Source organism: Flavobacterium tyrosinilyticum (genome assembly GCF_023656565.1).
GTDB classification, from domain to species: domain Bacteria; phylum Bacteroidota; class Bacteroidia; order Flavobacteriales; family Flavobacteriaceae; genus Flavobacterium; species Flavobacterium tyrosinilyticum.
This window is the reverse complement of sequence record NZ_JAMOKG010000002.1, coordinates 1,480,887-1,495,451: the sequence shown is the minus strand read 5'-3', so window position 1 is coordinate 1,495,451 and position 14,565 is coordinate 1,480,887. Positions and strand designations below refer to the sequence as shown.

The 14,565-nt window shown below is 32.6% G+C and carries 16 protein-coding genes; 4 read left to right on the top strand and 12 right to left on the bottom strand.

The genetic code is table 11. The annotated features are described in order from the left end of the window. Nucleotides 1–7 precede the first annotated feature (7 nt). Entirely contained in the window at nt 8–919 is a 912-nt protein-coding gene (locus NCC77_RS14355) for an OmpA family protein (RefSeq protein ID WP_250836180.1), read from the bottom strand. Nucleotides 920–1,102: 183 nt separating this feature from the next. Here NCC77_RS14355 and NCC77_RS14350 point away from each other — a divergent pair, with 183 nt between their 5' ends. Both NCC77_RS14350 and NCC77_RS14345 read left to right on the top strand, forming a co-directional pair. After that, a complete protein-coding gene (locus NCC77_RS14350) occupies nt 1,103–1,576 on the top strand; it encodes a CYTH domain-containing protein (protein WP_250836179.1) in 474 nt (157 codons plus the stop codon). 1 nt (nt 1,577) lies between these two features. Continuing rightward, nucleotides 1,578–2,549: a YpdA family putative bacillithiol disulfide reductase gene (locus tag NCC77_RS14345; RefSeq protein ID WP_250836178.1), complete on the top strand. Its 972-nt coding sequence runs from the start codon at nt 1,578–1,580 to the stop codon at nt 2,547–2,549. Nucleotides 2,550–2,594: 45 nt separating this feature from the next. Here the strand turns inward: NCC77_RS14345 and NCC77_RS14340 are convergent, their stop codons facing one another. The 4 genes from NCC77_RS14340 to msrA form a co-directional block, all read right to left on the bottom strand. Next, entirely contained in the window at nt 2,595–3,194 is a 600-nt protein-coding gene (locus NCC77_RS14340; protein ID WP_250836177.1) for a helix-hairpin-helix domain-containing protein, read from the bottom strand. A 19-nt stretch (nt 3,195–3,213) separates the two neighbouring features. Then, nucleotides 3,214–4,119 carry an OmpA family protein gene (locus NCC77_RS14335; RefSeq protein WP_250836176.1) on the bottom strand — a complete coding sequence of 302 codons (906 nt, stop codon included), beginning with the start codon at nt 4,117–4,119 and terminating at the stop codon, nt 3,214–3,216. Between the two features lie 188 nt (nt 4,120–4,307). Further along, on the bottom strand, nt 4,308–5,876 hold the full coding sequence (locus NCC77_RS14330; protein ID WP_250836175.1) for a protein adenylyltransferase SelO: 1,569 nt from the start codon (nt 5,874–5,876) through the stop codon (nt 4,308–4,310). A gap of 185 nt (nt 5,877–6,061) precedes the next feature. Beyond that, on the bottom strand, nt 6,062–6,595 hold the full coding sequence (gene msrA / locus NCC77_RS14325; RefSeq protein ID WP_250836174.1) for a peptide-methionine (S)-S-oxide reductase MsrA: 534 nt from the start codon (nt 6,593–6,595) through the stop codon (nt 6,062–6,064). A 181-nt stretch (nt 6,596–6,776) separates the two neighbouring features. On the opposite strand from msrA, the gene NCC77_RS14320 reads away from it, so the two are divergent. Further along, a complete protein-coding gene (locus tag NCC77_RS14320) occupies nt 6,777–8,264 on the top strand; it encodes an aminotransferase class V-fold PLP-dependent enzyme (RefSeq protein WP_250836173.1) in 1,488 nt (495 codons plus the stop codon). Nucleotides 8,265–8,454: 190 nt separating this feature from the next. Here the strand turns inward: NCC77_RS14320 and NCC77_RS14315 are convergent, their stop codons facing one another. The 6 genes from NCC77_RS14315 to NCC77_RS14290 all read right to left on the bottom strand — a co-directional run bounded on the left by NCC77_RS14315 (nt 8,455) and on the right by NCC77_RS14290 (nt 13,178). Next, on the bottom strand, nt 8,455–10,197 hold the full coding sequence (locus tag NCC77_RS14315; RefSeq protein WP_250836172.1) for an APC family permease: 1,743 nt from the start codon (nt 10,195–10,197) through the stop codon (nt 8,455–8,457). 97 nt (nt 10,198–10,294) lie between these two features. Next, nucleotides 10,295–10,765, bottom strand: a complete 471-nt coding sequence (locus NCC77_RS14310; protein WP_250836171.1) for a nuclear transport factor 2 family protein — start codon at nt 10,763–10,765, stop codon at nt 10,295–10,297. Nucleotides 10,766–10,811: 46 nt separating this feature from the next. Beyond that, nucleotides 10,812–11,336 carry a hypothetical protein gene (locus NCC77_RS14305; protein WP_250836170.1) on the bottom strand — a complete coding sequence of 175 codons (525 nt, stop codon included), beginning with the start codon at nt 11,334–11,336 and terminating at the stop codon, nt 10,812–10,814. An 11-nt stretch (nt 11,337–11,347) separates the two neighbouring features. Then, nucleotides 11,348–11,824 carry a hypothetical protein gene (locus NCC77_RS14300; protein ID WP_095931193.1) on the bottom strand — a complete coding sequence of 159 codons (477 nt, stop codon included), beginning with the start codon at nt 11,822–11,824 and terminating at the stop codon, nt 11,348–11,350. Between the two features lie 6 nt (nt 11,825–11,830). Further along, on the bottom strand, nt 11,831–12,508 hold the full coding sequence (locus tag NCC77_RS14295) for a peptidoglycan DD-metalloendopeptidase family protein (protein ID WP_250836169.1): 678 nt from the start codon (nt 12,506–12,508) through the stop codon (nt 11,831–11,833). Nucleotides 12,509–12,512: 4 nt separating this feature from the next. Then, a complete protein-coding gene (locus NCC77_RS14290; RefSeq protein ID WP_250836168.1) occupies nt 12,513–13,178 on the bottom strand; it encodes a spermidine synthase in 666 nt (221 codons plus the stop codon). Between the two features lie 64 nt (nt 13,179–13,242). Here NCC77_RS14290 and NCC77_RS14285 point away from each other — a divergent pair, with 64 nt between their 5' ends. Beyond that, a complete protein-coding gene (locus NCC77_RS14285) occupies nt 13,243–13,794 on the top strand; it encodes a 1-acyl-sn-glycerol-3-phosphate acyltransferase (RefSeq protein WP_250836167.1) in 552 nt (183 codons plus the stop codon). A gap of 84 nt (nt 13,795–13,878) precedes the next feature. On the opposite strand, the gene NCC77_RS14280 is transcribed toward NCC77_RS14285, so the two are convergent. After that, the gene (locus NCC77_RS14280; RefSeq protein ID WP_250836166.1) at nt 13,879–14,328 is read right to left on the bottom strand and encodes a helix-turn-helix domain-containing protein; all 450 of its coding nucleotides are present in this window, start codon (nt 14,326–14,328) and stop codon (nt 13,879–13,881) included. Between the last annotated feature and the right edge of the window lie 237 nt (nt 14,329–14,565).

The window sequence follows — 14,565 nt, the reverse complement described above, 5'->3', positions numbered from 1 at the left end:
TTTTATGTTATTTAATGGTAATTACAGTTCTTCTGTTTGAAGCTTTTCCCTCTTCAGTATTATTATCGCCAATAGGCTCGTCAGGACCTTTAGATTGTGTTTCAATTCTCGCATTATCAATTCCGTTTTTAGAGAGATAATTTTTTGAGAAATCGGCTCTTTTTTGTCCTAAAACAATATTTGAATCGCGATTACCAACATTATCAGAATGTCCGACCACTACAATCACCGCATCTTTTACATTCTTGACATATTTGGCGATGTCAGTAACTTTTTGCTTCTCAATATTGCTCAATTTCTCGCTGGATTTATTTGTATTGAAATGGAGAATTAACGGATCAGCATTTATTTTTGCTTTTAATGCGCTCCACTCATCATTTGATGTTGCAGTAGAATCTATCGCCTCAAATAAATATTCCGCAGGCCCTAGAAGTGTATCGCCACTCATTTTCCACTTATCTATAATAATACCCTTAGTAGAAAACTGATTTTCTGACAGTCCTTCAGAAACAAAATAATTCTTAACATCATTGGCCCTTGCCAGACCTAGATTTTCAAAAGTAGTAGAATTTGTTTCGTCCGAAGTCGCGTAACCAGTTATTGTAATTTTCTGTTTCGGATTTGCTTCTAAGAATTTCTTTAAGTTATCAATGCCAGTTGTGACCGAGTCGCTTACAGGCATAATAAGCTTTGCACTGTTTTTAAGAAACTTCAAATTATCATTTGTCTGATAATTAAGTCCGGGACCATTTAATACAAACGGAACAAAATTGGGCTCTGTGACAGTAGGAGGAACTGTTTTTGAAGTAATGTCCGTTGTTGTTTTTTCGCAGCAATTGCAGCAAAATTTTAGATATAAAAAAGTACCCAAAATGATGGTTATTGCAATGCCTAACAGGTAAAGTGCTTTTTTAGACATATATTTCGGATTAAGATTCTATCAAATTTAATTAAAATAATAATCATAACACATTAATAATCAGTTATTTTAATGTTTAGGTATTAAAGTGAAGCAAAATAAATTGACTTGTTTTTCGACTTTTACACGTTCAAAGACTTGATTAAAATGAGTAACTTGCATAAAAAATAATCTACAGTTAAAATGGTCGAAATAGAAAGAAAGTTTCTTGTAAAATCCAATGATTTCAAGAGTCAAGCTTTTACTCAGAATAATATTGCCCAGGGTTATTTGAGTTCTGCTCCTGAGCGTACAGTTCGGATTAGGATTAAAGGGCAAAAAGGCTTTATAACCATAAAAGGAATAAGCCATAGTGGCGGCATGTCTCGTTTTGAATGGGAAAATGAAATTCCGCTAGATGAAGCACAAGAGCTATTTAAATTATGCGAAAAGGGCAAAATTGAAAAAACACGCTTCGAAATAAAATCTGGAGACCATATCTTTGAAGTAGATGAATTTTATGGAGAAAATGAAGGTTTGGTAATGGCTGAAATCGAGTTAAATTCTGAAAATGAAACTTTTGAAAAACCAGAATGGTTGGGAGAAGAAGTAACAAACGACGAAAGATATTACAATGCTTATTTAAGTAAAAATCCATTTAAAGATTGGCAAAAATAAAATGACAGAATCAAAATACGACCTTATTATTGTGGGAGGCGGACCAATTGGCTTGGCTTGTGCGATAGAAGCTGAAAAGAAAAAACTTAAATATTTAATTATAGAAAAAGGTGCGATCGTTAATAGCATTTTCAACTATCCGCTCTACATGACCTTTTTTTCTACAGCAGAAAGATTAGAAATTGGCGAGATTCCATTTAATTGTTTGGCACCAAAACCAGGACGTCAGGAAGCTTTGGAATATTACAGAAATATTCATCGCTATTTTAAATTCAATATCAATTTATTTGAAAAGGTACTTAGTGTTGAAAAACAAAACGAAATTTTTAAGATCGCAACAGATAAACGGAATTATGAAGCTCAAAACGTTGTAATCGCAACAGGTTTTTATGATATTCCGATTGAAATGAATGTTTTAGGAGAAGCTTTACCCAAGGTACGCCATTACTATAAAGAAGCGCACGAGTATGCTTTTAGAAAAGTGTTGGTTGTAGGCGCTAATAATTCGTCTGTAGATGCGGCTTTAGAATGCTGGAGAAAAGGAGCAGAGGTTACCATGGTAATTCGTAAAAACGAAATTAATAACCGTGTAAAATATTGGGTTAAACCCGATATTGAAAACCGAATTGCAGAAGGAAGTATTAAAGCTTATTTTGAATCTAATATTACTGAAATTAGAGTAAATGAAGTAGAAATTGAAACTCCAAACGGAAAGGTTACAATTGAAAATGATTTCGTTCTAGCTTTAACAGGATATAAACCAGATCTTACTTTTCTAGAAAAAATGGGAATTAAACTTTCTGACGATGAATTAAAAATTCCAGTTTATAATCCCGAAACTATGGAAACTAATGTTAAGGGTTTATTTCTTGCTGGAGTAGTTTGTGGAGGAATGCAGACGCATAAATGGTTTATAGAAAACTCTAGAGTTCATGCTCACATGATTTTGGATTACATAACAGCTATTGAATAGTAAAAAAAAAGCTGGTTTTAGCCAGCTTTTTTAATATTATATTATTTACTCTTTTCCACCGTCTAGAATGTCTTGCCAATCTTTAAGATCTTGCCATTTTCCTTTGTAAGCTAATTCAGCTTGCGTTGGCCACGTTCCAGGATTATGAATAGAGAAGTTTTCTCCACCATTATTTAAAATTGCTTGACATTTCTCAACTGAAGCTTCAGAAAGAGCATACCATGTAGTAATTCCCGCTTTATGAAACAATTCTTCAATTTTAGGACCAATTCCTTCAATTACTTTTAAGTCATTTAGCTTTGTTCTTTTTCCAAATACTGTAAAAAACAATTCACTGTCAAAAAAAGTTGAAGCAGATATATCTTTAGTAAAAGATTGAATTCTATTTTCACCAGCTCTTTCTAATTCAGATATTTTTCCTTTTAAGTTTAAGCTATTCCCTTTGCAAATATCTAAATCTTCCTCTAATGATTTTATTTTAGCATTTAATTTTTGCGTATTAGATCTGCAAATGTCTAAATCCGATTTTAGCGTTAAAGATTTAGAATTATCAGTTCCTTTTGAGTTCATTTTTCCAAGCAAGTAACCCAAAATCCCACAGATTAAACCTACTAGCGCAGGTATTAAAATACAAGGTATATTCATGATTCTATTTATTTAATTATTATTTTATTGTAATTACAGTTCTTCTATTTTTAGCTCTTCCTTCAGCTGATTCGTTATCGGAGATAGGCTCGTCTGGTCCTTTTGCAGATACTTCTATATTAGAATTTTTAATGCCATTTTGAACTAAATATTTTTTAGTAAACTCTGCTCTCTTTTTAGCTAAGTTCATATTTAATTCGCGACTTCCAGTATTATCAGAATGTCCTACAACTTGAACTTTTGCATCTGAAACATGATTTACGTATTTAGCAATATCAATTACTTTTTGATGCTCTTCTTTACTTAAATTATCGCTTGATTGATTTGTATTAAAATATAAAACAAGAGGATTTGCGTTAATTTCATTTTTAAGAATACTCCAATCTTCAGTATTTTTCTCAGATTCTAATTCACTAAATTGAAACTTTATAGGTCCCAAAAGGGTATCGCCACTCGTTTTCCAAGCATCAAGAATTTCACCTTTTGTGTCAAATTGAGATTCAGAAAAACCTTTTGCTACCAAGAATGTTTTAACATCGTTGGCTCTTGCTAATGCAAGGTTTTCAAAAGTTGTAGTGTTTTTTTCGTCACTAGTTGCATACCCAGTAATTGTGATTTTTTGCTTTGGATTTGCAATTAATATCTCTTTTAAATTTTCCAGTCCCATTACAATAGAATCCTTAACTGGTGAAATCAATGCAGAATTGTTTTGTAAGAAATCAAAACTATCATTACATTGATAATTTATTCCAGAGCCGTTAAGAATAAAAGGATTAGGGCTTGTTTCTGGTAACATAACGGTTTTATCTAAACCATTATCTGTTTGCTCATTTAAATAGCAGCTACAGCAAAATCGCTGGTACAAAATTGTTCCAAGAATTATTGTTGCAGCAATGCCTAATAAATAAAATAATTTTTTAAACATAATATTTAGTGTTATAATTCTTACAAATGTAATCAGTCAAATGATATGTTTAGTAAAAAATACATACTTTTTTCTTGTTAAAATTTTAAATATAAAAGTACATAATTGATAATCAATTATATACATATTAAAAAAGGTAGTTCAGTTTAAAATGAACTACCTTTTTTAATTGATTCTGAAAGAAATGCTCAAGAACTACAAGAAAGCATAGAACATCCTACTTTAGATCTAGCCCATTCAGGACGTTTGGCAAACCATTTTTCAGATTCTGGCTGTTCATTATAAGGATTTTTCAAAAGCTGAAATAATTCATCAACCAGAGCATAATCTTCTTTATCTGCAGCATCAATGGCTAATTGAGCCATATAATTTCGAAGTACATATTTTGGATTAATTTGATTCATTTTTAAAGCTCTTTCTTGATCAGAAAGTACTTCGGCATTTAATCTTTTCAAATAAACCGTAAACCATTTTTGCCAAGCATCAAGAATATTTTCTCTTATTTCTTCTGGAGTATAAAATGCATATTCAATTTTTTCGAATGCTTGTTCTACAGAATCCTCTTTTTTAATTTTGCTAAGATTTCTAAAAAAGATAGTCATATCGGTTTCTGACAACTGCAAAATTTCCTCTAAACCTTTAATGATTTTATCATCAGTTTCACTTGAAGTAAATATTCCTAATTTGCTTAAAAACATTATTTTGTAATCATTCTCAAACTGTGTCATAAATGAATCTAAGATCTTTTCTAAAGGCGCAGCTTCATTAACCAAAGGATAAAGCGCATTGGCTAATTGAAACAAATTCCATTGTGCAACCTGAGGCTGATTTCCGAAACGATATCTTCTGTTTTGACTGTCGGTTGTATTTGGCGTCCAATCTGGATCATAATTTTCAAGCCAGCCGTATGGCCCATAATCAATTGTGATTCCATGAATAGACATATTATCTGTATTCATTACACCGTGTACAAATCCGACACGTTGCCAATGCAGAATCATTTCACGAGTTGTATCGGCAACTTTTTGAAAGAACTGTAAATATTGTTCTTTTGGTTCTCCTTTTATTTCAGGAAAATAGTGGTGAATTGTATATTCTACAAACTTTTTCAGATTTTTCAACTCATTTCGAGCCGTTAGCATCTCAAAGCTTCCGAAACGAATAAATGAGGGAGCGACACGACAAACAATTGCACCTTTTTCATAAGCAGGATTTCCGTTATACAAAATATCCCTTAAAACTTGATCTCCAGAAAGAGCAAGAGAAAGCGATCGGGTAGTAGGAACACCCAAATAGTGCATTGCTTCGGCGCATAAATACTCTCTTATAGAAGAACGTAAAACAGCCAATCCATCTGCAGTTCTTGAATAGGGAGTTTTTCCAGCTCCTTTTAATTGCAGAGTATAAAACTGATTGTTGTTTTCTACTTCCATCAAATTGATTGCACGACCATCTCCTAATTGCCCTGCCCAATTTCCAAATTGATGTCCTGCATAGCACATTGCATAAGGACGTGATTCTGGAAGAATTTCTTTTCCAGAAAAAACATTTAAAAATTCTTCTGATTGAATTTCATCTTTAGTAATACCAACCAATTCAGCAACTTCTTGAGAAGCATGAATCAATTTTGGATTGGAAGGTTTTACTGGATTTACGTACGAAAACACCGTGTCTTTAACTTGACGAATTTCATTTGTCAAATCTGGATCTGCTGGCAATTCTGCAGTAAAACGATTTTTTATTTTTAGATTTTTCATTTTGTTGATTTTCTTTTTACCACAGATTATACAGAATAGAAGCATTTTATCCCTGTCTTTGTCAGGCTGAGCGAAGTCGAAGCTCAAGTCCAATTGGAACGCCCTTCGACTTCGCTCAGGGTGACAAATCTAATTCATATATAATTCTAGTCTTTCATCTGTGCAATCTGTGGCTAAAACTAAATTTAGCTGATTAACCTATCAGCGTACATTTTTTTAAGTTTTTGAATTTTAGGATCAATTACAACTTGGCAATATCCAGCCTCTTGATTTTCATTATAATAGTTTTGATGATAATCTTCAGCTTCGTAAAAAACTTCAAAAGGTTTTAATTGCGTTACAATTGGATCTGGATATGCAGGCTGAACTTCTTCAAATACTTTTTCTGCAATTTCTTTTTGTTCGTCATTATGATACAGAACGATAGAACGATATTGCGTTCCGCTATCGCCACCTTGACGATTTAAAGTTGTTGGATCATGACTTGTCATGAATATGAAAATTAAGTCATGATATGAAATTATGTCAGGATTGAAAGTTACTTGAATCACTTCAGCATGTCCTGTTCTACCCGTGCATACTTCGCGATAAGCAGGATTCTTTATAAATCCGTCTGAATAACCTGATTTTATAGATTCTACACCTTTTATACGCTGAATTACAGCCTCAATACACCAAAAACATCCGCCACCAAAGGTAGCAACTGATAAATTTCCCATAAATAATGCTTTCTTTAAATTTAATGCCTATTAATTCGATAGGATATTATGATAATTTATTAAAAAAAAGTTCTTTTAACTAAAAATACCAAACGGTAACGTAGTGTTTGAAGTTTAGTATTGATAAATTCGCAATTTTATAAAAAAACTATATATTTGCAGTCAAACACAGGCACAACTAATGAATAGCAAAAATAGTACCATGACCCTGGAAACGTATTTTCAGGAATTTAGACAAAATATTGTCGGTATAAACCAAGAATTTACGTCACCTTATGGCAGAAAATCAATAATTTACACCGATTGGACTGCCAGCGGAAGATTATATCGCCCCATTGAAGAAAAATTATTGAATCAATTTGGGCCATTTGTTGCCAATACACATACAGAAACGACTGTTTCTGGTACTGCAATGACAAAAGCGTATCATCATGCTAGACATATTATTAAGCGTCATGCTAATGCGAACCATGATGATGTACTGATTACGGATGGAACTGGAATGACGGGAGTTATTAATAAGTTTCAACGTATTTTAGGATTAAAAATTCCTGAAAACTTGAAAGGTTTTACCAATGTTCCTGCTGAGAAAAAGCCAATTGTTTTTATTTCGCATATGGAGCATCATTCTAATCAGACTTCTTGGTTGGAGACTATTGCAGATGTAGAAATTATTCCTTCTTGCGAGAAAGGGCTTTTCAATTTAGAAAATCTTGAAGTTTTATTAGAAAAATATAAAGATAGAACGATAAAAATCGCTTCTATTACAGCTTGTTCAAATGTTACGGGATTAAGAACTCCTTTTCACGAAGCAGCAAAATTGATGCATCAGTACAATGGTGTTTGTTTTGTTGATTTTGCTTGTTCTGGACCTTATGTAGAAATTGATATGCATCCTGCTGATCCAGAAGCCTATTTAGATGCTGTTTTTATGTCTCCACATAAATTCTTAGGAGGGCCAGGAACTTCTGGAGTTTTAATTTTCAATAAGAAATTATATAATAATATGATTCCTGATTGCCCTGGAGGAGGAACGGTAAGTTGGACAAATCCTTGGGGCGAACATAAATATATTGATAATATTGAAGATCGTGAAGATGGTGGAACACCAGGATTTCTGCAGGTTATTAAAATTGCGCTTGCCATTGAATTGAAAGAAGAAATGGGGATTGAAAATATTATGGAGCGTGAGCACGAAATTGTGGATTATGTTTTCTCTCAATTGGATTCTGTTGAGAATATTAAAATTCTTGCAGGGCAACACAAAGAACGTCTTGGTGTCATTTCATTCTTTATTGATGATCTTCATTTTAATTTAGGGGTCAAAATTTTGAATGATCGTTTTGGAATTCAGACTAGAGGAGGATGCAGCTGTGCGGGAACTTACGGTCATTATTTATTACACGTTGATCAAGAAACTTCTAATAAGCTGGTTAATGAAATTACAATTGGTGATTTAATTAAAAAACCGGGATGGATTAGAATGTCGATTCACCCAACGACTACAGATGAAGAAATTGCTTTTGTTTGTAAGAGTATAAAAGAGTTGTCAGCAAATCATAAAACTTGGGCATTGGATTATTCTTACGATAAAATGCGTAATGAGTTTATTCATAAAGACGCAACTTCTTTTGAAGATGAATTGGTTGAGAGCTGGTTTAAATCTTAGATTTATAACTTCAAATAGCTAAAGCTAAAGATTTTTTAGCCACAGATTACACGGATTAACACTGATTTTTTAAATCTTTTCAATTCCTCTAATCTGTGGCTATTTTTTTAAATCAGAGATTGCAAAGATTATTAATGATTTTGTTTGATGCTTTGTGTTTACTAAGGTCGCAAAGAAGAAAACCCAATAACTACATAATCAATCGTACACCACCAAGATCGGCCACACGATAAGAGAATTTGTTTCCTGGAGATCCGATAAACATAAAGTTTTTTGGGATTTTCCATTTTTCAGAAAGCTCATCGATTATTTCAGGACCAAATGTGCCTTCAATTTCTATGTATTCTATATCTAATCCGCCGTAAGCGCGATCTAGAACTTCTAGATCTTTTTTGAGTGCTTCGTTGTCTACAGGATCTTTTTTGACATGAACAATTTTTAGCTTCTTCGTGGTTTCGTTGTCTTCAACGTATTGTAAGACTTTGTTCAAGATTGTAATGTCATCTCCTTTTGTAAAGAAGACAAATTCTTGAGAGTTAATTTCGGAACTTAATTTTTCCAGATATCGATTACTGAGAATAACCATTTTGCGCAATGGCTGATAGAAATATTCTAAAGCTTCTATTAATAGACGAATTAAAATAACACGATTGAGCATAATTCCAATGAAGAGCAAGGCTGGAATCATATATTGCAAAAAGGTGTAAAACGAATTGATATTGAGGAGCATATTTCCAAAAAAAGCCGCAATTACAAAAGCTACGGCAATTACGACCGAAATGCCTCGTGCACGTTCTGGTCTTGGCAGTTTTCTGCGTTTGTATTTTAAAAGCAAATTTCCTATTCCGAAAAGAGCCATAACGGCTAAAAATGAAAAAGTATAAACTCCAGCAAGAGATTCTAAATGTCCACTTGTTGCAAAAAGAACTGAAATGCAAAGAATTAGAAAACTTAAAACAATTCTGTAATGAGAACCTCTTTTGTTTTGTTTTAAAAAATAATTAGGGAGAATTCGGTCTAATGTCATTCGGTTTAAAAGCCCTGAAACCCCCACAAATGAGGTTAAAACGGCTCCACAGAGCACCATAACAGCATCTATAGAGATCAGCCACGCCAACCAAGATCCGCCTGTTGTTTCTCCTAAATGTGCTAATAGGGATTCTTTGTTTTCTCCAACTTCTGTTAGTGGAATTACGCTGATTAACAAAATAGCAATTACGGGATTGAAGAAACTTACAATTCCCCACATGTTTCGGAGCGTTTTAGAAAAAACACCATGTTCTTGTTCTTCAACAAAATTGGCTGAACTCTCAAAACCTGATATCCCTAACATGGCTGCCGAAAAGCCGAGAAAAAGAGCAGTTTGTATGCTTCCTGACGAAATTGGTGTTTGCCAATTGATGTGAAAAGTATCTAATCCGTGAGTTAAGACAAACCAAGCTGATGCTAAAACGAGCAAAGCCAAGGTGCCTATATGGGTCATAAAAATAATGACGGCCACAAATGCCGATTCTCCAATTCCTAAAATAGCTAATCCGGTAAACAGAATTAAAACGACTACTGTTGCAATGGTTACATTTAGACCTTCAAAGATTCCGTGCAAATAATGCATTCCTTCAGAAGCAGAAATAACAGCAGTTGCCATATAAGATAAAACCGTTAAAGTCGCTGCTAAAGAGGCCAGACGTTTGGTTGAAGTGTTTAATAAAACATTGTAAGCGCCACCATTTAATGGAATTGCTCCAACAACTTCGGCGTAAATTTTTCGGAAAAGAAATAATACAACAGCAACAATTAGAAGTGAAATCCAAGCATATTGACCTGCGTATAAAATGGTTAACGCTGAAACATATAAGCAAGAAGAGCTAATGTCGTTTCCGCAAATTGCAGTTGCCTGTAATTCATTTAATTTTTTGTGTACGATTTCTTTCATTAGTATCTAAAATTTACACTTTTAATAAAATTAAGTAACAAAAAAATTAGAATCGAGCGTCAGGCAAATATTGATATATTAATTGTAACGTACTGTTTTATTTGGTCTTCTGAAATTGTTTGAGTGCTGATAAGGCTTGCGATTGAACTTTCTTCTGAAAAAATCCTGTCCAACCTAATAAATAGCCCGTAATGCCAAAAGCTTGTTTTGACCATTTCCACACATCAAAACTATCGGTGTGTTTGATAATTAATCCGTCTTGAAAAACAAAATGGGCAGAGATTTTATTGACAACTTTTCTATTTGTTTTGCTAAAATTATAGGTAGCGGTCCAATTTGCTGAACCAGTCGAATCATCGGCAGTTACGTTTGAAAATTCGATTTTTAAATTGCCTTTACTTTTTAGAAGCAGCATTTCCCACATTTTAGAAACCTGTTCTTCTTTTAATAATCCAAAAGCTGGATCTATAAAATGAACTTTCGGATGATAGCATTCACTCATCGTTTTAGCATCTGCATGTGCGAAAGCAGTATAGAATTTTGCAATTAAAGCCTCATTTGCATTCATAAAATATATTTATGTTAAATATAAGGTTTATTAAATTAAAAAATCATTACAAAACACTAATTTCTTTTGCTGTATCAAATGTTTTTTTAGTTTTATCAAATGCTGTTGAGAAATACTTCACTTTACTGTAAGCGGTAAAATGTCCCGTTAGATTTCCTGAAATATCTGGACCTCCTGCAATTATAAATCTTATCGCATAAATGTCGGTCTTTTTAAGTTTCAGCCATTCAGCAGGCGTAAAATAATAGTATGCAGTAGTTTTTCCGTCTGAAGATTCTTTAACGTTTTTATCTGTACAGGCAATAACATCTGCATTGGTCAAATCGACATAAACACCGCCAGCAATTTTTGCTTTATCGCTTGCCGTTGAAACAGTTAGTTTTAAAATGCCTCCTTTTTCCGTCTTAGCTATTTGAACATTAATTTCGCCAGAGTAAGCATATTTTTCGCAGATAAAAGTGTATTCTTGTGTTGCTGGATAGGGAGCTGAACCTTTTACACTCATTGTTTGCTGTGCTGAAGCAAAAGTAGAAATAAAAAATAATAGGAGTAGTGGCAGTTTAAAATTCATATATATGGTATTTATTGTTCGGCTAATTTAGCATCAAATTTCTCATCCCAATCCATAGATTTTATGGCAGAAATAAGATTATCTTCATTTACAAAAATGCGTAATTCTTTATTGGCCACTTTTTTAGTGTACAAAGCATGATAGCGGTAAATGACTTCTTGTTTGGTTTTGTAAACTCCATCTAATTTTAAATCTATAAAACTTCCGTAATATTGTCTAAATCTTTGGCAGGTCTTAGTCAAACGCTCTTCTGTAGTGTTTTCCATTACCGATTTAGTTACTTCAGTTTCATTAAAAGGTTTAAATTTTGAAGTATTACAAGTTTCTAAAACTCTCTTTCCTAAATCATACGCTTTTCGCTGCTGATTTGCATTTACTTCTTCTCCAGAAACTTTTTTAATTTTTAGATCTTCTGTATCTCTACTTACTGTTTTCGATTTACATCCAATTAACAATAACAAACATATAATCAATCCTGCTTTCTTCATAACTATTTAAGTAATTTTTAATAATAAGTTAGGATCGGGACAATTTTCGATATAAAAGTTTAGGTCATTTGTATTGCAGACGCCTGGATAGTCTCCCCAATAATCGCCAATATTATGGATAATCTGAAAATGTAAATGAGGGGCGTAATCTCCATTTACTGAGGCATTTCCTAAAGTCGCAATCTTGTCGCCTTTCTTAAATTGGTCTCCGATATTTAAATTTTCTATACTTTCTAACGATAAATGTCCGTATAAAGTATAAAATTTCTCATTTTCTACTTCATGTTCTAAAATAATGGTTGGTCCATAATCGCCCAGACCAATATTGTTTTTAAAACTATGAACAATTCCGTCAAGGGCAGCAAGCACGGCTGTTCCAGCTTCGGCCCATAAATCTAATCCGATGTGAATATTACGTTCGGGTTTGGATACATCTAAAAAAATAGGACTTCTTTGATATAAAAATCTTCCTTCTATATAACCGCCAAATGCAACTTTAGCGTTGTTTTCTTTTAAAAATTTTGAAATGTATTTTTCAAAATCTTCTGAGGTATCCAATTTTTGACTTACTAATTCCTCATTCGAAACCGATAAATTTAACGGCGTATATTCTGAAATATTAATTGAGGCATCAATAATTTTAGTAGGTGGCTGGGCATTTAAGATTGAGGTTAGGGGCTTCATAAAACTAGGCAACTTTATTTATAATTATTAATTCATTATGTACTTCGATTCGGGGCAGCATTTTGGTTTGAAAAAATTTCGGATTAACTTCAGTCACATACTTTCTATTTCGAACATTGTGGGCTTCGTCTAATATCATGGTGTTGAATAAAACAAAACCAGCATCTTTTAAAATCGTGCAGATTCTATCTACAAAAAACTTCTCAAACAAAAAGTTAGGCATATGTGTATCTTCAAAAATATCAATTATTATAAGATCGTATTTTTCTTTTGTTTTTAAAACAAATTCAAATGCATCATCAATAACTACTTCCAACTGCTTAATTTGATTAAGGTTAAAATACTGATTTGCAATCTCAATCATATCAGGATCGATTTCTACGCCAGTAATCTTTTCCTTGTATTCGATCTCGTCTACTAATGTTTTAACTACGCTTCCGCCCGCTACACCCAATAATAAGATGTGCTCCATTTCTACAATTTTATCGTAACCAATATTTCGAAGTCCGTATCGTAATATACGCTGCAGGCTTCCGTACGAATAATTTGTGTTTTCAGTGTCCAATACTAACTCCCCATTTGCCCAAGTAACTTCGATCATTTTACTTCGGGTTGATTTTTTCTTAAATATTTTTATAGGAATTAAGTAACTGAAAAATTTTCGAATCATTTTTTATGCTTTTACTCAAATTTACCATTAAATCTTTTATTTTGCACGAAATATTAAATCTTTAATGAAAAAACTATTCTATAAATTCATCTTTTTTAAGCTAATGAGCTGGAAAATAGTAGGAATCGAAAATGCAGAAATTAAAAAATGTATTCTCATGGTAATGCCTCATACGAGTAATCATGATTTTTATATCGGACTTTTTACTCGAGGCATCTCTGGACTACAGATGAATTGGGTGGGAAAGAAAGAATTGTTTCGTTTTCCGTTTGGTTATTATTTTAGAAATGTTGGAGGAGAGCCTTTAGATCGTTCCGGCGGATTAAATAAAGTAGATTCTATTGCTGCAATTTTTGATAGAAAAGAGATCTTTCGTTTGGCTGTTGCTCCAGAAGGAACTAGGAAAAAAGTAAAAGAAATTAAAACAGGATTTTATTTTATCGCGCTTAAAGCGAATGTTCCAATTGTTCCCGTAGCTTTTGATTGGGGTAAAAAAGAAGTGAATCTGGGCAAGCCATTTTATCCAACTGGAAATTATGAAGCCGATTTTGAAATCTTAAAAAAACACTACGAAGGAGTTTTGGGGAAAATTCCTGAAAATGGAGTCAAATTGTAATTTCTGAGAATTTTTTCAAACGCGTGAGAATTGCATATTTGAAAATTTTCTGTACTAGGAATCAAATACGCGCTAATTTTTGCATCACGGAGAATAGGCTTTAAAAGTTCCATTTTTGTAGAATAAGACTATTTTTTCAATTTCATCATCTTCAAAATTAATAGTTGCATTTTTTGAAGGTGATACTTTTTTTATTTCGCTCTTTTCTTGTTCATTTTTTTCAATGGAAGAAAATAAATCTGTACCCATATTTTCATGAGATGAAATTGGAGTAGGAGATTCTTGAATTTCTAAATTTTCGTCATGGTTTTTAGGAAAACTTCCTTTCCCAACTAAAATCCAATATAGATCAACATCAGGGAAAACCTCTAGAATTTTCATTACAAAATCTAAACTTGGCTTGTTTCTGCCAGATAAAAGATGAGACATACTAGAACGTTGCACACCAATTTTATCTGCAAAGCTAGATGCATTTAAACCATAATAATCTAATATGGTTTCGAGTCTTTTTACAAAATCATCTATGTTTACCATTGTGAATTTATGTTTTAAATTATTTTATTTACAAATGTAAACAAAAAAGAAAAGCGTTTCTGTCTTGTTGTTGCATTTTTAATAGGAGTTTAGTTTTATGTTAAATATAAAATTTATATAAAGCTTTATAATTAACTGAAATTAATATATTTATAAAGCTTAAACGAATTAAATAGCTCTATTAAAACAAGTTAAAGCTTAAACAAATAAATAATTTACAAAACTGTTTACAAATCT